Origin of the sequence: Paraburkholderia sp. SIMBA_027, assembly GCF_046535315.1 — a bacterium.
Lineage (GTDB): Bacteria > Pseudomonadota > Gammaproteobacteria > Burkholderiales > Burkholderiaceae > Paraburkholderia > Paraburkholderia tropica.
Genome location: NZ_JAWRWY010000014.1, coordinates 174,038 through 199,628 on the forward strand (window position 1 = coordinate 174,038; position 25,591 = coordinate 199,628).

29 protein-coding genes, 1 tRNA gene and 1 riboswitch are annotated in these 25,591 nt (G+C 61.5%); of the genes, 15 read left to right on the forward strand and 15 right to left on the reverse strand.

What is annotated here, in order from left to right; all coding sequences use genetic code 11:
* Positions 1 to 109: 109 nt before the first annotated feature.
* Complete coding sequence (locus tag SB764_RS26075; RefSeq protein WP_082991882.1) at positions 110 to 466, reverse strand: DUF4148 domain-containing protein; 357 nt, start codon at positions 464 to 466, stop codon at positions 110 to 112.
* 316 nt (positions 467 to 782) lie between these two features.
* On the opposite strand from SB764_RS26075, the gene SB764_RS26080 reads away from it, so the two are divergent.
* From SB764_RS26080 to SB764_RS26105, 6 genes are all read left to right on the forward strand, one after another.
* The gene (locus SB764_RS26080) at positions 783 to 1,109 is read left to right on the forward strand and encodes a hypothetical protein (RefSeq protein ID WP_065059851.1); all 327 of its coding nucleotides are present in this window, start codon (positions 783 to 785) and stop codon (positions 1,107 to 1,109) included.
* Positions 1,110 to 1,127: 18 nt separating this feature from the next.
* Positions 1,128 to 1,547 (forward strand): MarR family winged helix-turn-helix transcriptional regulator, encoded by a 420-nt coding sequence (locus SB764_RS26085; RefSeq protein WP_065059760.1) that lies wholly within the window; start codon positions 1,128 to 1,130, stop codon positions 1,545 to 1,547.
* Positions 1,548 to 1,846: 299 nt separating this feature from the next.
* Positions 1,847 to 3,157 (forward strand): chloride channel protein, encoded by a 1,311-nt coding sequence (locus SB764_RS26090; protein WP_183715953.1) that lies wholly within the window; start codon positions 1,847 to 1,849, stop codon positions 3,155 to 3,157.
* A gap of 43 nt (positions 3,158 to 3,200) precedes the next feature.
* Positions 3,201 to 3,872 (forward strand): hypothetical protein, encoded by a 672-nt coding sequence (locus tag SB764_RS26095; protein ID WP_410865496.1) that lies wholly within the window; start codon positions 3,201 to 3,203, stop codon positions 3,870 to 3,872.
* Positions 3,873 to 3,996: 124 nt separating this feature from the next.
* Positions 3,997 to 4,446: a hypothetical protein gene (locus SB764_RS26100; protein ID WP_065059852.1), complete on the forward strand. Its 450-nt coding sequence runs from the start codon at positions 3,997 to 3,999 to the stop codon at positions 4,444 to 4,446.
* Between the two features lie 37 nt (positions 4,447 to 4,483).
* Positions 4,484 to 5,494 carry a D-cysteine desulfhydrase family protein gene (locus SB764_RS26105; protein ID WP_410865499.1) on the forward strand — a complete coding sequence of 337 codons (1,011 nt, stop codon included), beginning with the start codon at positions 4,484 to 4,486 and terminating at the stop codon, positions 5,492 to 5,494.
* A gap of 26 nt (positions 5,495 to 5,520) precedes the next feature.
* On the opposite strand, the gene SB764_RS26110 is transcribed toward SB764_RS26105, so the two are convergent.
* From SB764_RS26110 to SB764_RS26155, 10 genes are all read right to left on the reverse strand, one after another.
* Positions 5,521 to 7,026 (reverse strand): MFS transporter, encoded by a 1,506-nt coding sequence (locus tag SB764_RS26110; RefSeq protein WP_065059764.1) that lies wholly within the window; start codon positions 7,024 to 7,026, stop codon positions 5,521 to 5,523.
* 82 nt (positions 7,027 to 7,108) lie between these two features.
* Positions 7,109 to 8,341 carry a type II toxin-antitoxin system HipA family toxin gene (locus tag SB764_RS26115; RefSeq protein ID WP_176081051.1) on the reverse strand — a complete coding sequence of 411 codons (1,233 nt, stop codon included), beginning with the start codon at positions 8,339 to 8,341 and terminating at the stop codon, positions 7,109 to 7,111.
* On the reverse strand, positions 8,338 to 8,670 hold the full coding sequence (locus SB764_RS26120) for a helix-turn-helix transcriptional regulator (RefSeq protein ID WP_065059853.1): 333 nt from the start codon (positions 8,668 to 8,670) through the stop codon (positions 8,338 to 8,340). The genes SB764_RS26115 and SB764_RS26120 overlap by 4 nt, the downstream gene beginning before the upstream one ends.
* 193 nt (positions 8,671 to 8,863) lie before the next feature.
* The gene (locus SB764_RS26125; RefSeq protein WP_065059766.1) at positions 8,864 to 9,523 is read right to left on the reverse strand and encodes a glutathione S-transferase family protein; all 660 of its coding nucleotides are present in this window, start codon (positions 9,521 to 9,523) and stop codon (positions 8,864 to 8,866) included.
* A 244-nt stretch (positions 9,524 to 9,767) separates the two neighbouring features.
* Positions 9,768 to 11,018: an MFS transporter gene (locus tag SB764_RS26130; RefSeq protein ID WP_410865502.1), complete on the reverse strand. Its 1,251-nt coding sequence runs from the start codon at positions 11,016 to 11,018 to the stop codon at positions 9,768 to 9,770.
* A gap of 431 nt (positions 11,019 to 11,449) precedes the next feature.
* Positions 11,450 to 13,504 (reverse strand): TonB-dependent copper receptor, encoded by a 2,055-nt coding sequence (locus SB764_RS26135; protein ID WP_410865504.1) that lies wholly within the window; start codon positions 13,502 to 13,504, stop codon positions 11,450 to 11,452.
* Between the two features lie 145 nt (positions 13,505 to 13,649).
* Positions 13,650 to 14,018 (reverse strand): DUF2946 domain-containing protein, encoded by a 369-nt coding sequence (locus SB764_RS26140; protein WP_183039836.1) that lies wholly within the window; start codon positions 14,016 to 14,018, stop codon positions 13,650 to 13,652.
* A 60-nt stretch (positions 14,019 to 14,078) separates the two neighbouring features.
* Positions 14,079 to 14,414: a hypothetical protein gene (locus SB764_RS26145; protein ID WP_410865506.1), complete on the reverse strand. Its 336-nt coding sequence runs from the start codon at positions 14,412 to 14,414 to the stop codon at positions 14,079 to 14,081.
* Positions 14,415 to 14,441: 27 nt separating this feature from the next.
* A tRNA-Leu gene (locus SB764_RS26150) sits at positions 14,442 to 14,526 on the reverse strand.
* 119 nt (positions 14,527 to 14,645) lie between these two features.
* Positions 14,646 to 15,281, reverse strand: coding sequence for a DUF4232 domain-containing protein (locus SB764_RS26155; protein ID WP_146229994.1), 636 nt, complete (start codon positions 15,279 to 15,281; stop codon positions 14,646 to 14,648).
* Positions 15,282 to 15,398: 117 nt separating this feature from the next.
* On the opposite strand from SB764_RS26155, the gene SB764_RS26160 reads away from it, so the two are divergent.
* On the forward strand, positions 15,399 to 16,787 hold the full coding sequence (locus SB764_RS26160) for a uracil-xanthine permease family protein (protein ID WP_410865508.1): 1,389 nt from the start codon (positions 15,399 to 15,401) through the stop codon (positions 16,785 to 16,787).
* Positions 16,788 to 16,950: 163 nt separating this feature from the next.
* Positions 16,951 to 17,268, forward strand: coding sequence for a DUF4148 domain-containing protein (locus SB764_RS26165; protein WP_065059772.1), 318 nt, complete (start codon positions 16,951 to 16,953; stop codon positions 17,266 to 17,268).
* A gap of 31 nt (positions 17,269 to 17,299) precedes the next feature.
* On the opposite strand, the gene SB764_RS26170 is transcribed toward SB764_RS26165, so the two are convergent.
* Positions 17,300 to 18,109, reverse strand: a complete 810-nt coding sequence (locus SB764_RS26170) for a transporter substrate-binding domain-containing protein (RefSeq protein WP_065059773.1) — start codon at positions 18,107 to 18,109, stop codon at positions 17,300 to 17,302.
* A 207-nt stretch (positions 18,110 to 18,316) separates the two neighbouring features.
* Complete coding sequence (locus SB764_RS26175; RefSeq protein ID WP_183039841.1) at positions 18,317 to 18,616, reverse strand: hypothetical protein; 300 nt, start codon at positions 18,614 to 18,616, stop codon at positions 18,317 to 18,319.
* A gap of 389 nt (positions 18,617 to 19,005) precedes the next feature.
* Between SB764_RS26175 and SB764_RS26180 the strand changes: the two genes are divergently transcribed.
* Genes SB764_RS26180 through SB764_RS26195 form a run of 4 tightly spaced genes read left to right on the forward strand, consistent with a single transcriptional unit; the run spans position 19,006 to position 22,949 of the window.
* A complete protein-coding gene (locus SB764_RS26180) occupies positions 19,006 to 21,162 on the forward strand; it encodes a TonB-dependent receptor (RefSeq protein WP_410865511.1) in 2,157 nt (718 codons plus the stop codon).
* Between the two features lie 23 nt (positions 21,163 to 21,185).
* A complete protein-coding gene (locus SB764_RS26185) occupies positions 21,186 to 21,848 on the forward strand; it encodes a MotA/TolQ/ExbB proton channel family protein (RefSeq protein WP_410865513.1) in 663 nt (220 codons plus the stop codon).
* Positions 21,845 to 22,249, forward strand: coding sequence for an ExbD/TolR family protein (locus tag SB764_RS26190; RefSeq protein ID WP_065059777.1), 405 nt, complete (start codon positions 21,845 to 21,847; stop codon positions 22,247 to 22,249). Before SB764_RS26185 ends, SB764_RS26190 begins: the two co-directional genes overlap by 4 nt.
* Complete coding sequence (locus SB764_RS26195; protein ID WP_410865515.1) at positions 22,236 to 22,949, forward strand: energy transducer TonB; 714 nt, start codon at positions 22,236 to 22,238, stop codon at positions 22,947 to 22,949. The genes SB764_RS26190 and SB764_RS26195 overlap by 14 nt, the downstream gene beginning before the upstream one ends.
* 165 nt (positions 22,950 to 23,114) lie before the next feature.
* On the opposite strand, the gene SB764_RS26200 is transcribed toward SB764_RS26195, so the two are convergent.
* Positions 23,115 to 23,390 (reverse strand): hypothetical protein, encoded by a 276-nt coding sequence (locus tag SB764_RS26200; protein WP_234775393.1) that lies wholly within the window; start codon positions 23,388 to 23,390, stop codon positions 23,115 to 23,117.
* 104 nt (positions 23,391 to 23,494) lie between these two features.
* Here SB764_RS26200 and SB764_RS26205 point away from each other — a divergent pair, with 104 nt between their 5' ends.
* Entirely contained in the window at positions 23,495 to 23,773 is a 279-nt protein-coding gene (locus SB764_RS26205; RefSeq protein ID WP_410865517.1) for a hypothetical protein, read from the forward strand.
* A gap of 15 nt (positions 23,774 to 23,788) precedes the next feature.
* A complete protein-coding gene (locus SB764_RS26210; RefSeq protein ID WP_181441005.1) occupies positions 23,789 to 23,950 on the forward strand; it encodes a hypothetical protein in 162 nt (53 codons plus the stop codon).
* Positions 23,951 to 24,088: 138 nt separating this feature from the next.
* Here the strand turns inward: SB764_RS26210 and SB764_RS26215 are convergent, their stop codons facing one another.
* Entirely contained in the window at positions 24,089 to 24,574 is a 486-nt protein-coding gene (locus SB764_RS26215) for a hypothetical protein (RefSeq protein ID WP_110327769.1), read from the reverse strand.
* A gap of 269 nt (positions 24,575 to 24,843) precedes the next feature.
* A riboswitch (FMN riboswitch) is annotated at positions 24,844 to 24,992 on the forward strand.
* Positions 24,993 to 25,067: 75 nt separating this feature from the next.
* On the opposite strand from SB764_RS26215, the gene SB764_RS26220 reads away from it, so the two are divergent.
* Entirely contained in the window at positions 25,068 to 25,565 is a 498-nt protein-coding gene (locus tag SB764_RS26220; protein ID WP_065059782.1) for a 6,7-dimethyl-8-ribityllumazine synthase, read from the forward strand.
* The last annotated feature ends 26 nt before the right edge of the window (positions 25,566 to 25,591 follow it).

Here is a 25,591-nt window from a genome sequence, read left to right on the forward strand (position 1 = left end):
CGCACGCGTAGCGGTCAAGCGGATAACCGCCCCATTACATTTTCGACATCTTCGCCACGGCCCGGGGCGAAAACGTCGAATGGCGGTGAATAGCAATGAATGGCGCGCTTCAATGGTGTTCGTAAATCGCTTTGACGGATTGCGGCGCGACGGCGCCGCCAGACTGCGAATAGCTCGCGGGCGTCATGCCGTATGCGCTGTCGTTCTGCGTATGCATCCGGGCGTGGATTGCGGGGTCGGGGTAACGCGTATTGGACGGATGCAAGGTGCCGTCGTGTTCGGCCTGAACGATTTGCGCCTTGACCTCGGCACGCGAGACCGGATCGTGCGACGGGAATGACGATTGCGCAAAAACCACACTCGGCAACATGGCGGCGGCAACGATCATCGAAACAAACAATTTGGCTTTCATGGATTCATCCTCGAATAAGTAAATCGGATTGACTACGGGTGAAGGCGAATCCATTTTGTGTCTCGCTGGCTTAAGCGAACATGAAACGGAATGCAGATAACGAATTGGTAATCCGGGGGTTATGTGCGTGCAATGTCACGCCAATGTCGCTCATTCGATCGCGAGCGCGTAAACCCAACGCCCGATCGGGCTCGCGAAAAAACGCCGCAATCGCGGCCGGATCGCGCGAAATGTCACGATGTGAAATACCTTCAGATCGTAAGAAACGTATAATGCAGGTTGAGAGCCCGCCGATGCGGGCGTTCGGCGTGGCATGCACGAGCTTGCGCGCGCCGTGTCGAACGCAGTCTTGATTCAGCAGAGGAAACCCATGAAGCGACTTTTCCTTGCCGCGTTGGCCGGCGTCTGGACGGCGAGCGCGTTCGCGCATACCTGCACCGAGGGTCCGCAAGTGCGGATCGAGGGCGACGCGCCGGGCGCGATCAGTTACGACATCTATAGCCATCTCTACCCGCTCAGCGCGCAGAAGCTCGCGCGGCTCGCGAACGCGCAGCAGGTCACGATGATTCCGGACGGCACCATTGCGTGCACCATCGCGGACGACGGCGTCGACGATCCGCGCGCGGTGCTCATCAACGGCCCGCACGGTCAGATGAGCTACTGGCTTTCGGAAGATTACGTCAAGCCGCTGAGCTGACCGGTACGGCAACGCTTCATGACATCGCCACGCCGCAAGGCCACGGCGCCGATATCGCGCGCCGATCTGGAGGAGCTTTCCGAGTTCCGCTATCGTCTGCGCCGCTTTCTGCGCTATTCCGAAGAGATCGTGCACGCCGAAGGCGTGACGCCGCTGCAATACATGCTGATGCTGCACACCCGCGCCTTTCCAGACCGCGACTGGGCCACCGTGGGCGAACTCGCCGAACGGCTGCAGGCGTCCTCGCATGGCACCGTGGCGCTGGTCACGCGTTGCGAGGCGGCCGGTCTGGTCGAACGCGTGCCGAGCGCGCACGACCGGCGGCAGGTTCAGGTGCATCTCACGGCGGAAGGCGAGCGCTGTCTGATGAAGCTGGCCGCCCTGCACAAGTCGGAAGTCCAGGCATTCGGCTGGGCGTTCCGCGACGAGCAGGCCTGATGTCCGCCGCGCCGTTTAAGCGTTCTTTTAAGTTTCCTTTAAGTATCCCGGCTTAAATTGATCGATATGTCACATCGTGATCGTTCATCGCAGCGCACCGGTAATGGGTGCGCCGCCGGGTCGCGTGACATGGTGGTGTCCTCAGCTTGCCGGACTGTACGTCCAGTTGCCACCGGCGCCAACTGGTGGTGGCTTCCCCTGACCCAGCGTGATCGCTGGGTTTTTTTTCGATCATCGGAAACGACGCGCGCGACGGCGCTATCCACACAACAGCAATCAACAACAGGAGAGACGGCACCGTGCGCATTTTCGGGCTGATCGACCGGCGCGCGATGCAGCGCGCCAACCGGCTGTGGCTGCACTACGGCGTGTTCTGGCTGGGCGCGGTGGCCGTGGGCCTCGTCGCCGTGCTTTACGCCAAGCTCATCGACTTCGGCTACGCGCTCTTTCTGCGCTACGCCGCCGAGCACTTCTGGTTGCCGCTGCTGATTGCGCCCGCGATGGGCGCGTTGACGGTCTGGATCACGCGGCGCTTTTTCGACGGCGCGGAAGGCAGCGGCATCCCGCAGGTGATCGCCATGCTGCATGGCCCCGACGCGCTCGGGCCCCGGCTGCTCACGTTGCGCATTCTCGTCGGCAAAATTTTCGTGTCGTTTCTCGCCATTCTCGGCGGCTTCACCATTGGCCGCGAAGGCCCGACCATTCACGTGGGCGCGGCGCTCATGTTCAGTCTGCGGCGTTTCTATCCGCAGCGTTTTCGCGCGATCAGCCACGGCGCGCTCGAACGCCGGCTCGCACTCGCGGGCGCCGCGGCGGGCTTGTCGGCGGCGTTCAATGCGCCGCTCGCGGGCGTGGTGTTCGCCATCGAGGAACTGATGCGCAGTTTCTCGGAACGCACCAGCGGCGTGCTGATCACGGCGATTATCTTCGCGGGTATCGTTTCGCTCGGCCTTCAAGGCAATTACGTGTATTTCGGCACCATCGACATCGGTTCGGGTTTGCCGAAGTGGCTCACGCTGGCCGTCATGCTGATCGGCATAATCGCGGGCGTTCTCGGCGGCTGCTTCTGCTGGCTGCTGCTCAACACGCGGCGCTGGATGCCCGCCCGACTGCTCGACATGCGCGCGAAACAGCCGGTGCGCTTCGGCGCGCTGTGCGGGCTGATCATCGCGATTGTCGGCGTGATCTCGCACGGTCACGCGTTCGGCAGCGGCTATGCCGAAGCGCGCAGCATGCTGGAAGGCAACGCGCACGTAAGCGCGGCGTATCCGCTGTTCAAGATCGTATCGATGGTGGGATCGTATCTGCCGGGCGCGCCGGGCGGCCTGTTCGCGCCGTCGCTCGCGATTGGCGCGGGCATCGGCAATACGCTGCATATGGTGTTTTCGCAGATGCAACTGTCGATGCTGATTGCGCTCGGCATGGTCGGTTATCTCGCGGCGGTCACGCAAAGTCCGATCACGGCGTTCGTGATCGTCATCGAAATGATTAACGGGCATGCGCTCGTGCTGTCGCTCATGGCGACAGCACTGATCGCGAGCCGCGTCTCGCGTTTTTTCGCGCCGCCGCTTTACGAAGCGCTTTCGGAACGTTATTTGCGCGAGCCCTGACACAGGCGCTCGCGCACAATCGCACGCTATTTACGGGGTTGAAATGAGGCTCGCGGACAATCTGGAACGGCGCCTGCTGGGTACGGCGCGCGTGTTGTGCATCGTGGCGCTCGTCGGCGCGGTGCTGGCGATGATGGCGGTGATCGCCGCCCTATCCGCCTCCGGCAACGCGAACGTGAGCGCCGATCCGCCCGTGAGCGCGAGCGCGGTGCTCGCCTCGATTCCGGGCACGGAGGCGGCCAACGACGCCATTTCGAACAACAACGTCAACAGCGCGAACGACGACGAGGCCATGCTCGAGCTTCCCGCCGCCGCCGGGCTGGCGTTGCCCGCGCCGTTGCGCGCCGTGCTCGATCAGCACAATGCAAGTCAGCCGATGCTCGACGCGTGGCTCGACAACGTGCCGCTCGCCGACCGCCAGCAATTCGTCGATGAACTCGGCCAGGTCATCGCGCACGCGACACACCATGCGTCGGCCTGGGAATGGGACGATCGCGACCGCTACGTGGCGACGGCGATGAATCAATACGCGCGCTTCAAGATCGAGCGCATCGCCTCGGCGCAATCGCTGATCGAGGCGGCCCAGGCACGCAGCGCGCAATTCCGCTCGTCGCTGGGCACGCTGCTCGCGTTGGCGGGCTTCCTCACCGTGCTCCTGCTGCTGCTCGCCATCGAGCGCAATACGCGCGCGTTGCGCACGCCGCAAAACGGCTGAACGCGGCGTCTTCGGCGGGTCACGCGAGATCGGCACGAAGCGTGTATCCTGCACGCTGCGCCGCTGCAAGGCCACGGCGCAAGTCATGCGTGTCCGTACTCCAACCTCGATCTGGAGCATGCCGATGCATCGCGTATACAACTGGACGGCGGCCGTTGCGCTCGCCGCCGCGCTGAGCGCTTTCGCGCCCTTCACCGCCGCTCAATCCACGAACACGGCGGAAAACACCAACGCCGTACCGCCGGGCATGCCCGTCACGCCCGCCGGCGACGGCACGTTCCTGCTGACCGTCGTCCTCAAACACGACGAATCCAAACCGCTGCCGAAGATCAATCAGCAACTCGCCGAACAAGGCTTTTACAAGGCCTTTCCGCCGCCGGGCATCGAAGTGGTGTCGTGGTACGTGATGATGGGGCTGGGCCAGGTCGTCACGTTGCGCGTGCCTGCCGCGCGGCTGCGCGAAGTGAATCGCGCCATCGAAGAAACCGCCTGGGGCGGCTATCGCACCGAGTTCTATCCGACCTACGATTACAAGGCGCTCGCCGAACAGGCCCGCGCGCGCAACGGCCATTAACGTCGGCTCATCGACACGCAACGTCCCTCGCCCTTCCATGAATCCGACCTCACTCGATCTTTCGATGTTCCCCCGTTACGCGCTGCTCGAAGGCCCGACGCCCATTCAACATTTATCGCGGCTCAGCACGCAGCTTGACGGCGCGACTATCTATGTGAAGCGCGACGATCTGAACGGGCTCGGCGGCGGCGGAAACAAGCTGCGCAAACTCGAATTCCTGATGGGCGAAGCGCTCGCGCGTGGCGCGGATACGATCATCACCGTCGGCGCGCGGCAGTCGAATCATGCGCGCTTGACGGCGGCCGCCGCCGCGCGTGCGGGACTGCAATGCGAACTGGTGCTCACGCGCGCGGTGCCACGATTCGACGCGGAGTACCTTGAAAACGGCAATATTCTGCTCGACGATCTGCTCGCGGCGCACGTGCACGATCTGCCTGCGGGCACCGACGCGCTGCCATTCGCCGAGGCGCGCGCCGATACGCTGCGCTCGCAGGGCCGCAACGTCTATGTGTGTCCGCTCGGAGGATCGAGCCCGGTCGGTTGCCTCGGCTATGCGGAGGGTGCAGCGGAAATCGCCGCGCAATCGCGCGCGAGCGGGATCGCGTTCGATCACATCGTCATGCCCAACGGCAGCGGCGGCATGCACGCGGGCTTCGTGGCGGGCATGAAGGCACTCGGACTGAATCCGCCCAGCGTGACGGCGTTCGCGGTTTACGCCGGCGCGGAGAAAGCGCACGCCGCGACGCTCGACAAGGCGAATCACACCGCGTGCCTCATCGACGCCAGTTTGCGTGTCGAAGCCGGTGATATCGTGATCGACGAATCACAGCTCGGTGACGGCTACGGCCTCCCCACCGATGCCATGCGCGCCGCCGTGCGCCTGCTCGCTTCGACGGAAGGTCTGCTGATCGATCCCGTGTATGGCGGCAAGGCGTTTGCGGGTCTGCTGGAGAACGTGCGGAGCGGCCGCTATGGTGCGCACGAGAACGTACTGTTCGTGATGACGGGCGGCCTGCCCGGTTTGTATGCGTATCGCAGTGCGTTTTAGTTTCAGGTGCCGCTTTAAACGCAACGTCACGCGTCGTCGATAGCGGAAAGCGGCGTGGCCACATGTTCGAGCGATTTTCGTTCGGCGTCCACGCCCCAGATCGCGGCGATCAGCGCCGCGCCCAACATCAGCGCGGAGCCGACGAGATAACCCGTGAACACTTCGCTACGCTGATGCGTATCGATCAGTCGTCCGAAGAATGCTGGTCCGATCATCCCGCCGAGTCCCGTGCCGAAGGCATAGAAAACGGCGATCGCCAGCGCGCGGATTTCGAGCGGAAACGATTCGCTCACGGTCAGATACGCCGAACTCGCCGCCGCCGAAGCGAAGAAGAAAATCACCATCCACGCCACCGTTTGCTGCACGACGGTGAGCCAACCGTGCGCGAACAGATAGCCGCTCGCGCTCAACAGCACACCCGACAGCGCGTAAGTAGCCGCGATCATCTTGCGGCGGCCCAGCACGTCGAACAGTCTGCCGAGCACGAGCGGCCCGAGAAAATTGCCGAGCGCGAACGGCAGCAGATACAGGCCCACGTCGCCGCCAGGCACGCGATAGAACTCGGTGAGCACGAGCGCGTAGGTGAAGAAGATCGCGTTGTAGAAGAAGGCCTGCGCCGTCATCAACGATAAACCCACGAAGGCGCGACGGCGATGACGCACGAAGATCGCGTGCATCACTTCGCTCAACGGCGTGTGACGGCGCGCGCGCAGACGCAGTGACGACGTCGCATTGTCATTGAGCGTGTGACCGGCTTCGCGAAAGCGCGTTTCGATGCGTTCGACGATCGAGCGTGCTTCGTCGTGCTCGCCATGCGTAAGCAGCCAGCGCGGGCTTTCGGGAATCCAGCGGCGCATCGGCAAAATGATCAGCGCAAGTACCGCGCCGATGAGGAAGCACGCGCGCCAGCCCCAATCCGGCGGTAGCCAACGCGGATCGAGCAGCGCGTAAGAGCCCAGCGCGCCGATGCCCGCGCCCACCCAGAAGGTGCCGTTGATGCTCAGATCGGTCCAGCCGCGCACGCGTGCGGGCGTGAATTCCTGAATCGTCGAATTGATGGCCGCATATTCGCCGCCGATGCCCGCGCCGGTCAGCGCGCGAAACACCATGAAGCTCGCGAAGCTCCACGAGCACGCCGTGGCGGCCGTCGCGAGCAGATAGACCGCGAGCGTGATGAAGAACAGCTTGCGTCGTCCGAGCCGGTCGGTGAGCCAGCCGAAGCCGAGCGCGCCCAGCACTGCGCCCGCGATATACGCACTGCCCGCAAGCCCGACTTGCGCGTTGTCGACGTGCAGCACCGGACTCGTCTTCAGCGCGCTCGCTACCGCGCCCGCGAGCGTCACTTCGAGTCCGTCGAGCAACCACGTCACGCCGAGCGCGACCACGATCAGCACGTGAAAACGGCCCCACGGCAGGCGGTCGAGACGCGCCGGAAGATCGGTTTCCACGATCGCGGCTCGCTCGTTTATGTCGGCGCCGATCGTGGATTCGGAAGACTGAGTGGATTGGCGGGTTTCTGTCTCGCTGGGCATGGCCGCGGCTCGCATCGCACGAAAGCGTGCGCAATCGTGACATCGGCAGCAGGTTGCGTACCCGGCCGCGCTGTGTGCGCGTCTAGTTCGCGGCGAGCAGGCGCGAGCGGTTCGCCTCCACGGCATCGACGATTTCCGCAGTCGTGGCCGCCGAAATCGGATAATCGGCAGCCCGCGCCGCCAGTTCGCCCGCCGCATGCGCCGTGCGATCGATGATGCGCGCGGCGCTCGCCTCCTTCACGCCGCTCTCTTTCGCGAGTTTCAGCAAATGGGCGCGCGCGGGCGCTCTCGCCTCGCCGCCGATATCCATCTGATGCTGCCCCGCCGGGCCGCGATTGAACGTGATGTCGTACGCGGGCGCGATGCGCCAGTGATCGTTGCGATCGAGCCGGAACGAGAAGTTCTTCGCGTGATCGTCGCGATTATTAAAGAGCACGTTGAATACGCAGCGCGCGTACAACGCCTCGACTTCGCGCACATCGCGCGTCACGAAGCCCGCGAGGCGCAGCAGATTCGTATAGTCGAGCGACGGCAGCCGAAAGTCCACATGCGCCACGCCCGCCGCCGTATGCACGGGCACGCGCTGCCCCTCCTCGCGATCGAAGCGCGCGATGCCGAACGCAGCGCCCTGTGCGCCGAGATCGAAATACGCAGTGGGCGGCATCTCGATTCCGCACGCGCGCACGAGATCCGAATAAAGCATTTCGATCGCGCACACTTCGGGCGCTTCGTTTTGCGCGGGAAACTTCACGAGCCACGGCGTGCCGGGCGCGTCCTCCGAATTCCACATGCGATTGGCCGCGTGGTCCACGTTGACCAGCACTTTCGGACGCGCGCCATGCGGCGAGCCGCCCATCAACACCAGTTCGCGCAGCACGGATTCGCTCGCGCCGGCCATCGCCTGCTGCACTTCGTCGGCGATGGTGTGGAGATTCACGTCGGCGACCACAATCGGCGCTTCGCTCTCGGGCGCGTAGCTCAGCGCGCCCATGCCGCGATGCCCCACCACGGCGAGGCGATCGAGTGGCGAAACCGAATACGGGTCGATGCCGCGCACGCGAAACAGACGGTCCATCAGCAGCATGCCCCAGCCGTCGGGCAGGCTGTCGGCGACAAGGCCGGGCAAGCGTTGCTGATGCTGCGGGAAGTCGCCAAACGCCGCGGTTTGCAGCGGGAGTTTGAAGCGCGAGAGTTCGAGGCCGCGCTCGCGCGCCGCCTGCGTGTATTCGAAGAGGAGGTGCTGGCCGTCGTCCGCGAGCACGCCCAGGTCGAACCGCTCGCCCCAGCCTTCGTAGATCACGCGCAGGCGTTTCATTGGCCGGTTCTCCCGGAGGACGTTTTGGCGGACGCGCGGCGCGGTGCACGCTGCCGGTTCGCGCTCGCCTGCTCCATCGCGCGAATCGAGCGCAGCTTGAGCTCGAACAGCGCCTCCAGATCGGATGCCCGCCCGAGCGCCTGCGTCACGCGCAGGAAGGTCTCCAGCGTCGCCTGCCCGCTACGCTCGAAATTACGCAGCGCGCGCTCGGACACGCCCGCACGCGCCGCCAGCTCGGCTTGCGTGAGGGACTGCTGAAGCCTCAGGGCGCGCAGCTTCTGAGCCAGTGCGCCCGCGATTTCCTCGACTGTCGCGAGATCGAACAGCATCGCCTGCTCCACGGTCTGTAACAGGCATAATTATACCGCTTATTACGCAAATAGATCTATAAACGGCGGAAAATTACCGGTTATATGGAAATACGCGCCGCATCTTCGTTAACCGGCATAAATATGCCTTTTATAAGAAATTTCTGCCGTTAAAAGGTACATTTACGCCGATTAAATCAAAGCGGCGAAATGCTCAATCGCGATCAGGCGCGCCCAGCGGAAGCAGGTGCCGATACGGTCGCGCTTCCTCCACCGCGCGCGCAAACGAAGGGCGTGCGAGCAACCGCGCGCGATACGCCCGCAGCGCGCCGAAGCGCTCCGGAATACGATGCGTCCAGTCGGCGTAAAAGAGCGAAGGCGCGGCCGCGCAGTCCGCGAGCGTGAAGTCCTCGCCCGCTGCCCAGGTTCGGTCCGCGAGCCGATCGTCGAGCCACGCGTAGGCCAGATCGAGCTTGCCCGCCGCGTACGCGTGCGCCGCTTCGCGCCGCGCCGCGTCGCCCGTCAACGCGCCTTCCACCGCGCACTGCACCGGCGTCATCACGTGCAGGTCGAAGAAGCGGTCGAGAAAGCGCACGTCCAGCGCGGCCATCGGCTCGGACGGCAAGAACCGCTGCGCCCCGCCATGCGCGAGCTGCAGATATTCGATGATGATGCTGGTCTCCGCCACGCTGCGCTCGCCGTCCACCAGCACGGGAAACTTGCGCAGCGGCCAGAGCGTCAGCCACGCCTGTGTGTGCTGCGGCGTTTCGGGCCCGATCGTGCGAAACGCGAACGGCGTGTCGTTCTCGTAGAGCGCAACGAGCACCTTCTGCGTATAGGAAGAAAATGGATGACCATAAAGCGCGAGCGACATCGTGAGACCTCCCGGTTCGAAGCAAACCGCGCAATGACACAATCACAATGCGTTGAACGAAGGATGCACGATGCGCCAGACGCGCGCGCATGGCAAGCGCGCGCGACGGCTGAGAAGCGACGGAGAGCGCAGCCAGGACACGAGCGCGGCGAGGAGCGCGCGGTCGAGTCTTTTTATCTTTTGTAGTTGGCTGGCGCTGACGTTCGGGCAAGAACCCGGCCCGCCCCGCCAGCACACAGGAAAATCAGTCGAGCGACGCGCCGCAATTACAGTCGAGCGACGAGGCCGCCGCCGGACGCGGACGCTCCATCGCCGCGAGGCGCTGCAACGTGATGAGCCCCAGCACGGCCAGCCCGCAGCCGAGCACGAAGTCGGCGCGCACGCCCGCATGATCGACGATCGTGCCGCCCACCGACGAGCCGAGCGCGATCGCGACCTGAATCACGCTGACGAACATCGCCGAACCGGCTTCGGGCCGATCGGCCGTGCCGCGCTGAATCCACACGCTGAAGCACAGCGGCAGCGCGCCGAACGCGACGCCCCACATCAGCATCGCCGCGATTTCGCCGATGCGCACGTGATCGAGCAAGAGCATCGACGAAAGCGCGCACAGCAGCAGCGCCGTCATGGCCACAACCGATGTTTTCAAACGATTCGCCACTACCATCGACAGTAGCGCATTCGAAAAAAAGCCAATCACGCCGAATGCGAGCAACAGCAGCGTAATCGCGCCCAGCGAAAAATCCTGCTGCAGCAACGGCGCAATAAACGTATACGTCGAAAAATGCGCGCCGAAAACCAGTGCGACCATCAGCATGCTCAGACGCGTGTGCGGACGGCGCATCAATTCGACGAAATTCGCGATACGCAGCGCGGTTGCGGACGGCAGTGACGGCACAAGCAGCGCCTGCGCAATCAATGCGACCGCGACGAGCCCGCCCGTCGTGAGGAACGACGCGCGCCACGACGCCAGACCTGCGATAAAGGTGCCAAGCGGCACACCGATCACCGTGGCACAGGTCACACCCGTGAGAATGATGGCGGTGGCGCGCGCGGCGTCGCTGACTTGCACGAGACGCCCGGCCGCGGCCGTCGCGAGCGTCCAGAAACCGCCGAGCGCTGCGCCGAGCATCGCGCGGCCGATCAGCATGACGGCGAAATTCGTCGACATGGCCGATACGATATTGGACGCGAGCAGCATGGCGGTGAGCAGCAGAAACACGCGTCGACGATCCATACGGCCCGCGAGAATCAGCATGCCGGGCGCGAAAATCGCGGCCAGTACGCCGGGCGTCGTCACCATCAGACCCGCCGTGCCCGGCGTCACGCCGAGATCGCGCGCAATCTGGGGCAGGAGCCCAACCGGAAGAAATTCGGACGTGACGAAAGCGAATGCGCTAATGGCGACGGCAAAAACCGCGAGCCATTGACGCAATGTCGTTTCGGCGCCGGGGCGTAGCGACGCCGCATCGACGGGTTGTTCGTTGATGTGCATGGAACTGTTTTAGAGAGGCGAATAATAAAAGCGATTGTTCGGTCAATCCGCGCTAAATAGCGGAGAAAATACGGATAACCGCATTCGCTGCGGGGTTCTTTCTAACTTAACATCGCAGAAAGAAAATTGTTTGAGTGTTTTAAAAAACCGAATACGTCAGTAGGGTCTTGAAACGAATTCCAAACGCATGCAGCGCCCGAAATCTGCGTCAAATGGACGCAAACATCAGGCGCGAATCGCAGTCATCGGTAAAAAAGAAACGGCGAAAAAATAGTGACGCGGGCGTAGCGGATCAGAAGGGATGCTTCAGCCGGATGCGGCGTGTGCGTATTTTACCAACGGTCGCCCACGCCCGCAAAAAAAGTCTCGACGTTGTGGGTTTCACGTTTTAGCGCGCATGCGCACACGACATCATTCGCGCCCTCTGCGCTTCACATTCTGAAGCGCAATCGGCCCCAGATCGTGCGTCCCGGCTCCATGATGGCGACGCCGCCGGGATAGCCGAATCCCGCGTTGCCCGCGAGATTCAGATGCTCGCTATAGGCCTTGTTAAACAGGTTGTCGACACCGATCGAGAATTGCGTGCGCTTATCCAGATCGTATTGCGCATGCAGCGACACCACGCCGAAACCCGCGCTCGGCCCGAAGTCCTGCCCGACTACATTGCCTTCGTGCAGCGTATAACGCCGTTGCGGCGCGACGATACGCCAGAGCGCGCCGACCGACCACGCGCGCCACGTATAGTCGGCATTCAGACGCACGTCGAGCGGCGGAATTTGCGGCAGCGGTTCGCCGCTGTTGGCGTTGCGTCCCCACGCATAGGCCGCCGACATGCCCAGTTTCCATCCCGCGCCCGCGCGCCATGTCCCGCCCAATTCGCCGCCCATGATTTGCGCATTCACGTTGCTGACCTTCGAGATATTCGATTGCGTCCCTGTGCCGTAAGTGAACAGAATGAAATCTTCGACATAGCCCGCATAAGCCGAAATCCATGCATCGATCGCGTCGTTACGATAATGCGCGCCGACATCGAATTGCGTCGTTTTTTCCGGCTCGATACCCGCGAATGCGTTGGCGGAATTCGCGGGGCCGCGTGTGGGCGAAAACAATTCCCAGTAATCCGGAAAGCGTTCGGTATGACCGATGCCGGCGTACCACGTCAGCGGCATCGTGCGTGCGGTTTGTTCGTAGCGAATAAATCCGCCGGGCAACGTGCGCGTGCGGGTGGCATTCGCGGTGGGATTGGGCTGCGCCATCGACATCATGGAAGCGCTAACGGTAGCGCGCTCGTCGGTGGCGGCCGCGCGATCGAGACGAAGGCCCGCCACTACGCGCTGCGTTTCGCTCGCGTCCCACGTGACCTCGGAAAACAGTCCGTAATTCGTCATTTGCGCAGAAGGCGTCCACGACAAAGCCGACGGACTTTGCAGCCCCATCGCAGAACGCGAATCCAGCCAGTTCGTCTGCGCGTCGAAACCCACGATCCATTGCAGATTGTCGCCAGTATCGAGCGTCGCCGCTACGCGGCCGCCCGCCGTTCGACGACGCACATCCGAGGCCATCGCCATGCTGCCGGACGGCGTCGCGCGCAACGTATAGTTATCCATACGATGTTCGAAAGCGTTGTAGTAAACCTGCGCTTCGATCTTCCGGATCACGCTACCGAGATGCTGTTTCTCGAATCGCAACGCAACGCTGTCACGCTTGAAACGCACGCCATCCATGCCGCGGCCGGCGTAACGCGCGTGACCGTTTCCCGTCCCCGCATCGAGTTCGATGCGTGTATCCGCATCGGGCGTCACGCCGAGCGCAATATCAGTGTTCCATTTATCCCAGGCGGAAGGCACCGATTGACCGTTGCCGTCACGATAATCCTGCGCGTGCGATTTGTTCGCGTTCACGCGTGCGTAGACATCGGGATTGCCTGCCGTGAGCTCGAGATTCTCGTCGTTGCGGCCGTTCGTGCCGCCCATTACGCTTGCATCCACGTGCGCGCCGGCTGTGTCGAAACGCGGCGCTTCGCGCTCGAACAACACCGTGCCCGCCGATGCGCCAGGACCGTACAACACCGTTTGCGGCCCTTTGATGACCGTGACCTTGTCGTAGCTCTCCGGCGCGACGTACGACGATGGCGAGTCCATGCGCGCCGGGCACGCGCCTTGTGTCGGCGCGCCGTTCGCAAGCAGATTCAGACGCGAGCCGAACATGCCGCGCAAAACGGGATCGCCGTTAGTACCGCCACTGCGAATAGCCGTGAAACCCGGCACGGTTTTCAGATAGTCGGCGCCGTCACTCGCGGGCAACGGCTGACGCGGCGTCTTTGGATCGGTCTCGGAGATAAAGGAATTCTTGAGCGGACGCGCGACGACTTCGACGCGGGGAAGCACGAATTCCGCCTCAGGGACGCCGCCGCTCGATACATCGTCCTGAGAAGCAGCTTGTGCATCAAACGACCGGCACAACACCGATCCGAAAATAAACGCCATACGTGCCGCGATGTGAATCGCGGAAGAAGCTTTTGAAATGAACATTCGACCCAACCCATTCGACAAACCAATAGGGCCACCCGCGCGATGCAGAGCAATCGCACGGTGAGGCAATGACTGGCAGCAGGAAAGCGATGAAACGCGATCAGGCGTCGAATGGCGGCGCGCGCAGTGGGCGGCGCAGATAGCGCACACGTGGGAGATCGACATGAACCATCGCGGACACGGATAAACGCGCGCCGGGAATGAAGCGAATGATCTCGTGAGAAGCGGTGTTTAATGCAGGCGAGTGCGCGAGCAGACTGCAATAGCCGCACGCGTCGAGATGCGCGGCTAAAGATTTTCCGGTTTGCGTGCTCGCGCCGTTCGCGCCATCGTGAGCGGCGGCGCTGCAAAGCACATCGGCAGGCACCTGCCCGCGTTCGATCAGTTGCGTGACGAGCGGCGCGAATACGGCCAGCAGGATCGCAAGGATCCCAAGCCAGGCGGTAAGGCGGTTCGATCGGCGGAACATCGGGCGAATGCAGGCTTCGTGGTGCGGGCGGATTCGGGTCGGAGCCTTAAGCGCGATCAATCAACGAAATGCGTGCGGAGTTTCGCGCGACGGGCGCGGCCATTTTGTTGTCATAGCGCGCGAAAGGAAACCGAAGGCTCTGCGAGAATTGATATGCGTCACGGCGGCGCGCAATGTGATGGTCGGCGCTGCGACGTGTTGTCCGCGTTGGTACTGGCCTTCACGCGCGAAAGCAGCAAGCGCGGAAAACGCAATAAGGCCTGTGCGGATTTTGAAACCAACAGAGCGGAAATGGAAAAGCCGAAGCATTGTTTGCGCCGAAAACAACGGCGTAAATGCTGGCTGATCGAACAAGAAGTGCAAAAGACCCGTGGGTCTTTTACCTTCTTCGATCATTAGTATCCTCGAGAAAAGGATACTCTCTGGTGCTCAGGGCGGGACTCGAACCCGCATGCCTCGCGGCGCTACCCCCTCAAGATAGTGCGTCTACCAATTTCGCCACCTGAGCAAGAGGGTCGCCATTGTATCGACAAACTTTCGATTTGCGAAGTCTTTTTTCATCAATTTTTCACGAGCCGATTGAAGGCTTCGCAAACGCTCCATTTCAGGCGCGTACAACGAGTTCGATCATTCCGGCCAGGACTTGAACGGCACGACCTGATAACGCGGACCGTCGTCCGCCGTCCCGCACAGATGGCCTCTAAAACGCGCCGTCAATGCGCCTTGCCCCACACGCAGCCGCACATAAGCGGGATCGATACACTGGGTGTTGTCGAACACTTCGCCGGACACCCAGCGCAAACTCCCTCTCGCCTCGCCCTTCGCCGCCACCGTGACGGGGCGCACCACGGGCCCGGGATGCATGCCGGGCATCGGTTGCACCGATGCGCGCAGCACGCGCCTGTGTGCATCGAGAAACGAAACCGGAACGCGTCCGGGCAACACGCACGCTACGTTGCCGCGATTGCGCAGCACGATATACGTGCCGCTGTGCGACATGCCGTTGAAATCACCGCCACCGTCGTCCAGACGCAAGGCGAGCTGATCTGCCCGGCAAAGCACAGCGGCTCGATTGCCGGTTGACTGCGTTGTCTGAACGGTTTGCGCTGCATCGGCTGCATCGGCAACGCCGCTCGCGAGCAGCAATGCGAAGCCGCATGCCGTGGCCGCGCGTAATTGAATGCGGATTGTCATCGTTTTACTGTGCGCCTCTGTGGAATTGGCCCCAGTAAATAAGGGGGCCAACCGCCCGAAAAGTTCCAACGTGGTTCCAGCTTCCTGAGTGCGCGAAAGCCGGCAAACCGCCGACGTCGGCCATGATCCCCACCAACCCGGTAAAATCCCGCCTTTTCCTTTCCACCCGCCTTCACCGCCTCGCCGATGCAACCCGCTTCCCCCGCCCCACGCGCCACCCAGAGCAGCGACGACACCGACCCGACGCACGACCTCGTCTACGGCCCCGACGACCGCCCCGCCCCGACCATTGCTTTCGTCGCCGCGCTACAGCATCTGCTGGCCATTCTCGTGCCGATCGTCACGCCCGGTCTGCTGATCTGCCAGGCGCTCAACGTTTCGAGCCGAGACACCACGCTGATCGTTTCGATGTCGCTCGTAATCTCGGGCATCGCCACCTTCCTGCAGTGCAAGCGTTTCGGCCCGCTGGGCGCGGGCCTGCTCATCGTTCAGGGCACCAGCTTCAATTTCGTCGGTCCGCTGATCGCGGGCGGCAGTCTGATGGTCAAGCAAGGCACGCCGGTCGAAGCGGTGATGTCGGCTATTTTCGGCGTCGTCATTGCAGGCTCGTTCGTGGAAATGGGCGTCTCGCGCATCCTGCCCTTCGTCAAGCGCCTGATCACGCCGCTCGTTACGGGCATCGTGGTGCTGCTCATCGGTCTCACGCTGATCAAGGTCGGTCTCATCAGCATGGGCGGCGGCTATAGCGCCATTGCAAAGGGCAATTTCGCAAGTCCGCAGAATCTCGCGCTTTCATGCACCGTGCTGGGCACGATCATTCTGCTCAATCGCGTGCCCGTGGTGTGGGTTCGCAGCACGGCGCTTGTGATCGCACTCGCCATTGGCTATCTCGTGGCAGGCGCGCTCGGTCGCCTCGACTTTACCGGCGCGCGGGAAGCCGCCGTGTTTCAGCTTCCGACCCCGCTGCATTTCGGCATCGGTTTCTCGTGGTCGCTATTTGTGCCGATGCTGATCATTTACCTCGTTACTTCGCTCGAAGCGATCGGCGACGTCACGGCGACCAGCAAGATTTCGAAGCAGCCTGTCGAAGGTCCGCTGTGGATGCAGCGCATTAAAGGCGGCGTGCTCGTCAATGGTTTCAATTCGCTGCTGGCCGGCGTGTTCAATACGTTCCCGAGTTCGGTGTTCGCGCAGAACAACGGCGTGATTCAACTCACGGGCATTGCGAGCCGCCACGTCGGCCTCTGGATCGCAGGCATGCTCGTGCTGCTCGGTTTGTTCCCGCCGGTCGCGGGCGTGCTGCAAGCCGTGCCGGAGCCGGTGCTTGGCGGCGCGGCGATGGTGATGTTCGGCGCGGTGGCCGCGTCCGGTATCAACATTCTCTCGGGCATTACGCTCGATCGCCGCGCGCTGCTGATCATCGCCGTTTCGCTGGCGCTGGGCCTTGGCGTTTCGCAGGTGCCGGAGATTCTCACTAGCCTGCCGCATGCGCTCAAGAACGTGCTGGAATCGGGCGTCGCGACGGGTGGTATTTGCGCGCTCGTGATGAACTGGTTCCTGCCTGAACGAAAATAAACGTTGCGAATGGCGGCGCACCCGCTTGCGTCGCCATCCTGCGCATCGTTACAAATGCACGGGAATAGCGTGCGTCCCATGACGGTATAACCGGTGCAGTCTCTTTCGCACCGGCCGGACATTCTCTTCCCGCCGAATTCTTCCCCGTCCTGAGGAGTTCGAAATGAAATTCCCCCGCACACTCGTCCTTTCGCTGTCCGTATGCGCCTCTATGGGCGCATCGATCGCCGCATCAGCCCAAGGTCTCACGCGCGAACAGGTTCGCGAACAACTGATTGAAGCGCAGGCCAACGGCTCACGCTTCGTCACCGATGCATCGTATCCCGACGTCAGCCCCGTCTTCGCTCAACAGGTCGAGCACAGCCAGCCCGCGCACGCCAGCGGCATGGGCGCGCCGATGCAAGGCACGAGCGAAACCGGCTCGCCGCAGACCGTCTGCGTCGGGCCGGTGAGTTTCTGCAATCTCTATACGGGCGGTTAGTCCACGGTCAGGGCGGCGCGCGCTTGGGCTTTTACTGCGACTGCGCGATCGGCACGGTCACGTCGCTGCCGAACCAGTGCATCGAGATTTTCTTGAGCGTGCCGTCCTGCTTCAATTGCGTCAGCGCGTCATTGATCGCCTTCTCGAACTTGGGATTGTTCTTGCGGAACGGAATGCCCATTTCCTGGTTTGCGCCCTGGAGGACCGCACCGGGGCGCAGCGGCAAATGCGAAGTCTTGATCATGTAGGGCAGCATAAGCCGGTCGTCGATGGTGGCATCGATTCGTTTAGCCGCAAGATCGCGCAATTTCTCCGGCGCGCCCGGATAAGTCTGCACGTTGATACCGGGCACCGCACGCGCCATCTGATCGTAATTCGTGCCGAGCGTCACGCCGAGTTTCTTGTCGCCCTTGAATTCGTCGAGCGCTTTGAATTCGCGTTTATCGTCGGCGCGCTGAATCAATTGCGCCGCCGAATACGTATAAGGCTGACTAAAATCCACGGCCTGCTGACGTTGCGGCGTGATGGTCACCTGATTGACGATCACGTCGAATTTACCTGCCTGCAGCGCGGCGATAATGCCGCTCCATTCCGTGGGAACGAACTCGGGTTTGACGCCGAGCTTCGCCGCCACGGCTTTCGCCACGTCAACGTCGAAACCTTCGAGCTGCCCCGCGCTGTTGCGCGAATCGAACGGGGGATATGTGCCCTCCAGACCGACCTTGAGCACGCCAGACTGCTTCACGCTGTCGAGCAGATCTTCCGCATGCGCGGCAAACGGAATTGCACCCCATGCCGAGGCGGCAAGCACCCCAGTGAACAGCAGCTTCGCAAGATTCATTCGACGTCTCCTCCAGAGCGGATGATTCGCTAATTGAAAAACGCACGGCGCAATGATTCACAACGGCCACGCGATTACGTCGACGCACGCAGGGGCGATGCGGCACCGTTTCGCGCAAGCATACTATGAACAAGAATGCACGCTGGCGATATCAGGCGAAGCGCTAATCGTCAGGTAAGCGCGTGTTAAATCACGCGTCCTTCGCCGTCATTCGCCGTATGCGGCCATCACGATCCACATGGCGCGGTCGTCATTACAGACTTCGGCGGCCAGCGCATAGGCGTCTTCTGGGCGGCACGCGCGCTGGAGCGCCTTGCGGGCTTTTTCCGTGTCGTCGTAGCACTGGCCGGACAAGGGACGAACCTCGCTGCGCCCTTCGAACATTTTCTGATTCAGGCGATAAACAAGCGGTTCGCTTTTCCAGGTGGCAAAGCATTCGCAGACGTGACGAAAATCGCCGCGGCAAATGTTCACCTGGTAATGCGGGCGTGTGGATTGGGCGTTCATGATTCACTTCCTCCTTGCATCGGCTGCGCCTGCATGCCGGTCGCTTCGACGCCTCCATGCGCAGCTGATGCTTGAAAGCGTGCATACACCATGCCCGCCCGCGCACCAGCCGAACCACCATCAACTGCACGTCGCCCGGGAGCCCATCAACTGCATGAATTACATCTGAAAGAAAAAAGGCGCCAGAAATCGAGCCGTTATCTTTCAAAACATCCAACTCAAATATTACAAATTAAATTCGTTTGCTGACGTTTTTATTTCCGTAGAATTTTCTGGAATTTCTTGAATGTTACGTTATATCATTCCACACAATTTTCTTGATCTCCGACGCGAGTTCCATGTCGTCGCACAACGCTGCCAGCCAAAAATAACCTACGCCCAACGGCACCATGAACCACCACCGCACACTCCTTGCTCGCGCGGCACTCGTCGCGTTCGCCATCGTCGCGGCCAATCCGGCCCGTAGCGCAGAGACCGACACCGCGACCGACGGCACAACGAACAACGCCGCCACAGCCAGCCCGGCGAACTCAAACACGCTCGACGTGGAAGTCAATGCAAAACGCCTCGACGAAGCGCGCAACGGTCTGCTTCCGGAAACGGGCAGCAGCATTTATCGCATTACCCAAAGCGATATTCAGTCGATGCCGCAAGGTGCTAATACACCGCTGAATCAGGTGCTTTTGCAAGCGCCCGGCGTCGCGAACGACTCCTATGGGCAATTGCACGTGCGCGGCGATCACGCCGATCTGCAATACCGTATCAACGGCATCATGATTCCCGAGCCCATTAGCGGTTTTGGCCAGTCTCTCGATACGCGCATCATCGATCAGGTCAATCTGCTCACGGGCGCGCTGCCCGCCGAATACGGCTATCGCACCGCTGGCATTGTCGATATCCGCACGAAGTCGGGCGATTTCGGCAATGGCGGGTCGGTCGACGTCTACGGCGGCAGTCACCAGACCTTGCAGACGAGCGCCGACGTATACGGCAGCAAGGGCGATTTCAGTTATTTCATTAGCGGTTCGCTGGGAGAAAACAATCTGGGCATCGAAGCGCCCACTGCGTCGCCGAATCCGATTCACGACCATACGCGCCAAGGTAACGCGTTCGGCTATATGTCGTACATCATCAATCCGCTCACGCGCGTGAGTGTGATGTTCGGCACCGCGGCCAATCAGTTTGAAATTCCGAATACGCCGGGTCTCACGCCGAATTTCATGCTGGCCGGTACGCCGACATTCAATTCCGCGAATCTGAATGAAACGCAGTCGGAATTGAATAACTTTGCGGTGGTGGCGCTGCAAGGCACCAATGGCGGCGCGCTCGACTATCAGGTCGCGCTGTTCACGCGCTACACGCGCACGCAATTCAACCCGGATCCGGTTGGCGATCTGATCTTCAACGGCGTAGCCTCACAGGACTTTCACAGCGATACAGCCAACGGTCTGCAAGCGGATACCACCTACCGGATCAACGAACATCACACGTTGCGCGCGGGCGTGTTGTTCCAGCAGGAGCATGCGAACTTCTGGGACAACGTCTCGGTGTTTCCGGCCGACGCCGACGGCAATCAAACTTCGGACGTGCCCTACACGCTCTCCGACTCCAGCAGCAAGACTGGCTATCTATATAGCGCCTATGTGCAGGACGAATGGAAGATCACCGATCGCCTGACGCTCAACTATGGATTGCGTTACGACGGCATGGACGAATACGTGCAGGCAAGCCAGTTGAGTCCGCGTATCGGCGCGATTTTCAAGCTCACGCCCACGACTTCGTTTCACGCCGGTTACGCGCGCTATTTCACTCCGCCGTCATTCGAACTGGTGTCGAATTCAACCATCAGCCGCTATAGCGGCACGACAAATCAGAGCGAGGTCATGCAAAACGACCCCGTGCAGCCCGAGCGCGACGATTACTTCGATCTTGGCGTCACGCAACAACTGGGCTCGGATCTTACGCTCGGGCTCGATGCTTACTACAAGAAAGCGCACAACCTGCTTGATCTCGGCCAGTTCGGCACCGCGCTCATTTATACGCCGTTCAATTACCAATACGGGCGCGTATATGGCGTGGAATTCACGGCCAACTACAAGCACGACAACGTTTCTGCCTATCTGAATCTGGCGTTCAGCCGTGCGCAAGGCAAAAACGTGGATTCCGCGCAATTCAATTTCGGCGCGGATGAACTCGCGTTCATCAGTAATCACTGGGTCTTTCTCGATCACGACCAGCGCATAACCGCCTCGTTCGGCGGTGCATACAACTGGCACCGCACTACGTTCACGATGGATGGCACCGTGGGCAGCGGCCTGCGCAACGGCTTCGCCAATACCGGCAAGCTGCCGCTCTATGCACAGTTCAATCTGGCCGTGATTCAGCACTTCAATTTGCCGATGATCGGCAAGGTGGATGGACGCTTCGTGGTGGAAAACGCATTCGGTCGAACCTATGAATTGCGCGACGGTTCCGGCATCGGCGTATTCGCGCCGCAATACGGCCCGTATCGCGCGTTCTACGCCGGTCTCACGAAATACTTCTGACGCATATCTTCGCGTACACACTCATGCAAAACTGGCAAGGCATCATGGAAGCGGCGCGCGTGGGCGGCTGGGTGGTTTATCCGCTCACGCTGCTAGCCGCGTTCGCGCTCGTCATTATTCTCGATCGCGCCTGGGTATTCTGGCGCTTCGCGTCCATGCCCGGACGCGCCGTCATGCAAGACGAGACCTCCCCCACCGCGTTGCGCGACGAGACGTTGCGTCATCTGCCCGCGCGTCACGCGCTGCGCAGACTGCTAGAACCGTTACTGCGCAACGCCACGAAACCCGCTTGGTGGATCGAAGCTCGCGCCGAAGGCCTCGCACTCGAAGTCCAGCGCGACATGTCACGCGGACTCTGGCTGCTCGAAACGATCGTCACGGCCGCGCCGCTGCTAGGCCTGCTCGGCACGCTCGTCGGCATGATGCAGGCGTTCAGGCTGATCGGGCATACGGGCCTCGTCAACCCGGGCGGCGTGACCGGCGACGTTGCGCAGGCGCTGGTGGCCACCGCCATCGGCATCGTCATCGCGCTCGTCTCGCTGTTCGCGTTCAACTATTTTTCGCGGCGCATCGACCGGCTCGTGGATGAGCTCGAAATGCAGGCGAATGCGTGGCTCAGCGACATGCGTCTTGCCAACGAGGTCGCCAATAAAGTCGCGAATGAAAGCGAGGCGAATACGCTATGAAATTGCGCCGCTCCCGCGCATCGAAACGCGGCCGCATCGAAATCATCCCCATGATCGATGTGATGTTTTTTCTGCTTGCCACCTTCATGCTGGCGTCGCTGACGATGCAACGGCTCGATGCGGTGAAACTCGAATTGCCTCAGGGTAATGCACAGCCACTTGCCTCGCAGCAACCGCTCACGCTGAGTATCGACCGTAACGGACTGATCGCGCTGAATCGCCGAACCGTGCAGTTGCAGAACATTTCTGCGTCAGTCAAACGTCTGCTCGGCGCCGATGGCAACGTGGTAATCGCTGCGGATGCCGGCGCGCCGAATGGACTCGTGGTGCAGGCCATGTTGCGGGCACGCGAAGGCGGCGCCGCTCACTTTCTCATTGCGGTTCGACGTGAGCACGAATAACTCTGTGCGCCTCGTCACGCTGCTCGATGCACAAGGCCCGCGAACGCTGGTGTGCTGCGTGCTCGCCGCCGTGTTGTGTGCGCTGTCGATCGATTGCCTGATGGACAATTTCAAACCAGGCGCACAAGGCGCTGCGCCGCCGCCAACGCTCGATGCGCGCCTCGTGGAAATCGCGCCACCGCCGCCTGCGCCCTCACCTTCCACGCCCGTGACGCACGCGACACGCCCTGTCGCGCCGAACCCTCCCGCGCACGTAGCGAGGCACCCCGTTACGCCGCGTACGCCGCCCGCACGCTGGGAGCCTGTTGCGCCGCGGGTCGCCGCTGCGCCAACCCAGCCAGACGGTGCAACTACGCCGTCGGCCTCTCCCGCAACGGACGAAACGACACCATCAACTCATGCCACATCCGCCATCGCCTCCAGCCCTTCTGGCGATGTCGCCGCGCATCCGCTCGTGCAACCGCTGCCCGAGATTCCCGACGATCTGCGCGCCTACGCCTATCGCGCTATCGCGCTGGCACGCTTCGCGATTCACGTCGATGGCTCGGTCGACGTCGCGCTGATTAAGCCAACGCCTAATCCGCGATTGAATCAATTGCTAATGGAAAGCTTGAAAAGCTGGCGATTCTCGCCCGCATTGAAAGACGGCCGCGCGATCGAATCCGAGCAGGACATACGCGTGCATTTCAATATCGGCTAACGTTTGCGCAATGGGCGAAACGTCAGTCGATCTCAATACCATGCAGAATCAAAAGGCCACCTCGCGCGCGCCGCGCGGCCAACCCGCAATCGATAGCTATGCCGTGGCAGCGCCTCGAAGAATCGCCAGGTTCAGTGCACGAAGCAAGCGCTAAATTGCACGCACTCAAGCGGCCGCATAAAGCGCTGTGAACTGCGAATCGCTCAATGCCCGCGCATTGCCGGTTTCGTCCGTAAGAATCCAGTCGCCGGGTTCGACTGCCCACCAGCCATCGGGCGTAGCGATCGCCCAGCCATCCTCACGCGCCTCGACGCGCGTATGCCCGCCTGGACCGAACCAGCGCTCGGCATCGACTGCCAAGCCTTTCCTCAAAAAACGCATCAAAGCTTTCCTAAGTTTTTTTACTTCGATATCGCGAGATCGTATGTATCTGACTTCCACACCGTATCGAGACCGTATGCAGAACGCAGGAAGCGGCTTGAACGGTTCCAGTGAATATGTGGCGATCTCCGGGATGCAACTCGCTTTCCGGAAGACACACATCCATGGCGCAAGATGTGCAATGCCTCCGCACGCGTAAACGTTTCCATCCCATCGGTTCGCTCACGCCGCACGGCGACGCGAAAGTCGATACGGAAACGCATGGTGAGCAAGCGCAGCAATCTCGTCAAGCGAATCGTGTTATCGACCGGCCGTATATCGGTTATTACGACGCCGATCGTCTTTGTCGGTTTCGATTTGCCGAGGGGGATTTAAGCCTGCTTTTAAGATCGCGATGCCGACGGGTGTCGGTCATTTCCCCGGTTTTTGCGCGAGGTGATTAAGGAATCGCTCGTTGCATGACGATTAGTTCGCCGGTGAATTTCGCATTGCTCGCGCGCCGAATCTCAGCGAAACCTGACGTCCGCGCAGCCAATCATGTTTCGCCCGGCGTAGAAACCGAATACCGCTTTATCGGCGAATTCTTTGCTCACTGGCTTGCCGAAGATCGCGGTTGCTAGCCGATTCGTTGCTGAGAGGCAGTGCGGTGAGCATCGAGTGTTCGCGACAAGGTAGCCCCTTATTCCAAGCGCGTTGACGAGACCGCATTGCTGCGCGCGCAAACGTTTCCCAGCCGCTTCACGCTGAGATCAAACGCGTCACACCGCGTGCGAAGCATGCCGGATCACCGGAGAAACCGTTCGCGGCGTTTCGAGCAGTTTGTTCAAACGCTGAATGGCGCCGCAATAGTCACGCGCCGTCACTGAAGCCAATTGTTCGTCGTACACCTTGAGCAAAGCCTCAATCGCAGCAACCTCGCTAGAACCGATCATCCACTCTCCGCTGAGCTGCGCACGCTCGACGGCGGCATTCAATGCATCTTCCGCGCCGGCATAAGTATCATCGTTTGCGTGTCCCAGACCGGTCTGCCACAGAAAATACGAGAGATACGTGAGGCGCGTGAGTTCGTTGAGCATCGCTTGATTGCCGCGTTGCTTGTCACGTTGATTGTCGCGTCCCTCGCGGCACGCTTCCAGCGCGAGATGCGCATTCAACGACAGGCTGCGGACCGACTCGTGCGGCATCGGCAGCAGCCACTGCTTCGACCCGCGCGGCGGTACACGGCGGCGATTCAAGGCGGTCATGACGACGCCTCGGCGGCCGTGCGAGTCCTTTCCATCGTCCGCTTCGCCGTCGCCAACCCCTTCATTTTCCAGTTGCCCGATACCCGCTTGCGCTTCATGACATGCGCTCCTTATTCGATTCCGATACGTTCGAGCGCCACAAACGCCAACATGACGACGCAACGAATTGAGTGCCAGATTTAGAGTGGAAACTCAGGCTGATTGCGGCTGTGCACAAAACCGTGTTTCGTGCTACCGTACAACCCGTTCGTTAATCAACACGCTAACGAACACGTTCTCGGGGCGGGGTGCAATTCCCCACCGGCGGTAATCGGCGTTAAACACGACGTAGCCCGCGAGCGCTCTGCGATTGCAGAGGTCAGCAGACCCGGTTGGATTCCGGGGCCGACGGTCATAGTCCGGATGAAAGAGAACAGAATGGCCTCCGTCTTTTCGCGTTTCGTGAAAGGCGCAGCCGTTCTACGCCCTGTTCACACAAAACAGGCTGAAGTCCATGAACACCACTAGCACCATCGAATCCCAGGCTGTCGCTGCATCCGCCGACCAACGTCCGCGTCTCGCTTTCATTCAGGCTTGCTGGCATCGCGACATCGTCGATCAGGCCAAGCATTCCTTCGTGCAATCGATCCAGAAGTACGGCTACAGCGCCGACGACGTCGATCTGTACGAAGTGCCGGGCGCCTTCGAAATTCCGCTGCACGCCAAACGCCTCGCGCAAACGGGCCGCTATGCCGGCATCGTGGCGGCGGGCCTCGTGGTCGATGGCGGCATCTATCGCCACGATTTCGTCGCGACGGCCGTCATCGACGGCCTGATGCAAGTCCAGTTGGAAACCGGCACGCCGGTGTTTTCGGTCGTGCTCACGCCGCATCATTTCCACGGCGAAGAACACGTGAAGTATTTCCGCGAGCATTTCGTCGTCAAGGGCGCGGAAGCCGCGCACGCTTGCGCCGATACGGTCAGCAAGCTCGCCGCCCTGCCGGTGCGCTAACACGCGCCGTGGCGACGCCCGTGCCT

Excerpts from the sequence above, each read along its gene's own strand:
- SB764_RS26105 (WP_410865499.1), top strand. The coding sequence starts at position 4,484 with ATGAATCCGACCTCACTCGATCTTTCGATGTTCCCCCGTTACGCGCTG.
- SB764_RS26075 (WP_082991882.1), bottom strand. The coding sequence starts at position 466 with ATGGATTCGCCTTCACCCGTAGTCAATCCGATTTACTTATTCGAGGAT.
- SB764_RS26180 (WP_410865511.1), top strand. The coding sequence starts at position 19,006 with ATGAACCACCACCGCACACTCCTTGCTCGCGCGGCACTCGTCGCGTTC.
- SB764_RS26190 (WP_065059777.1), top strand. The coding sequence starts at position 21,845 with ATGAAATTGCGCCGCTCCCGCGCATCGAAACGCGGCCGCATCGAAATC.
- SB764_RS26145 (WP_410865506.1), bottom strand. The coding sequence starts at position 14,414 with ATGATCGAAGAAGGTAAAAGACCCACGGGTCTTTTGCACTTCTTGTTC.
- SB764_RS26110 (WP_065059764.1), bottom strand. The coding sequence starts at position 7,026 with ATGCCCAGCGAGACAGAAACCCGCCAATCCACTCAGTCTTCCGAATCC.
- SB764_RS26140 (WP_183039836.1), bottom strand. The coding sequence starts at position 14,018 with ATGTTCCGCCGATCGAACCGCCTTACCGCCTGGCTTGGGATCCTTGCG.
- SB764_RS26165 (WP_065059772.1), top strand. The coding sequence starts at position 16,951 with ATGAAATTCCCCCGCACACTCGTCCTTTCGCTGTCCGTATGCGCCTCT.
- SB764_RS26080 (WP_065059851.1), top strand. The coding sequence starts at position 783 with ATGAAGCGACTTTTCCTTGCCGCGTTGGCCGGCGTCTGGACGGCGAGC.
- SB764_RS26100 (WP_065059852.1), top strand. The coding sequence starts at position 3,997 with ATGCATCGCGTATACAACTGGACGGCGGCCGTTGCGCTCGCCGCCGCG.
- SB764_RS26130 (WP_410865502.1), bottom strand. The coding sequence starts at position 11,018 with ATGCACATCAACGAACAACCCGTCGATGCGGCGTCGCTACGCCCCGGC.
- SB764_RS26210 (WP_181441005.1), top strand. The coding sequence starts at position 23,789 with ATGACGATTAGTTCGCCGGTGAATTTCGCATTGCTCGCGCGCCGAATC.
- SB764_RS26095 (WP_410865496.1), top strand. The coding sequence starts at position 3,201 with ATGAGGCTCGCGGACAATCTGGAACGGCGCCTGCTGGGTACGGCGCGC.
- SB764_RS26220 (WP_065059782.1), top strand. The coding sequence starts at position 25,068 with ATGAACACCACTAGCACCATCGAATCCCAGGCTGTCGCTGCATCCGCC.
- SB764_RS26135 (WP_410865504.1), bottom strand. The coding sequence starts at position 13,504 with ATGGCGTTTATTTTCGGATCGGTGTTGTGCCGGTCGTTTGATGCACAA.
- SB764_RS26185 (WP_410865513.1), top strand. The coding sequence starts at position 21,186 with ATGCAAAACTGGCAAGGCATCATGGAAGCGGCGCGCGTGGGCGGCTGG.
- SB764_RS26215 (WP_110327769.1), bottom strand. The coding sequence starts at position 24,574 with ATGACCGCCTTGAATCGCCGCCGTGTACCGCCGCGCGGGTCGAAGCAG.
- SB764_RS26160 (WP_410865508.1), top strand. The coding sequence starts at position 15,399 with ATGCAACCCGCTTCCCCCGCCCCACGCGCCACCCAGAGCAGCGACGAC.
- SB764_RS26085 (WP_065059760.1), top strand. The coding sequence starts at position 1,128 with ATGACATCGCCACGCCGCAAGGCCACGGCGCCGATATCGCGCGCCGAT.
- SB764_RS26120 (WP_065059853.1), bottom strand. The coding sequence starts at position 8,670 with ATGCTGTTCGATCTCGCGACAGTCGAGGAAATCGCGGGCGCACTGGCT.
- SB764_RS26170 (WP_065059773.1), bottom strand. The coding sequence starts at position 18,109 with ATGAATCTTGCGAAGCTGCTGTTCACTGGGGTGCTTGCCGCCTCGGCA.
- SB764_RS26205 (WP_410865517.1), top strand. The coding sequence starts at position 23,495 with ATGGCGCAAGATGTGCAATGCCTCCGCACGCGTAAACGTTTCCATCCC.
- SB764_RS26125 (WP_065059766.1), bottom strand. The coding sequence starts at position 9,523 with ATGTCGCTCGCGCTTTATGGTCATCCATTTTCTTCCTATACGCAGAAG.
- SB764_RS26175 (WP_183039841.1), bottom strand. The coding sequence starts at position 18,616 with ATGAACGCCCAATCCACACGCCCGCATTACCAGGTGAACATTTGCCGC.
- SB764_RS26115 (WP_176081051.1), bottom strand. The coding sequence starts at position 8,341 with ATGAAACGCCTGCGCGTGATCTACGAAGGCTGGGGCGAGCGGTTCGAC.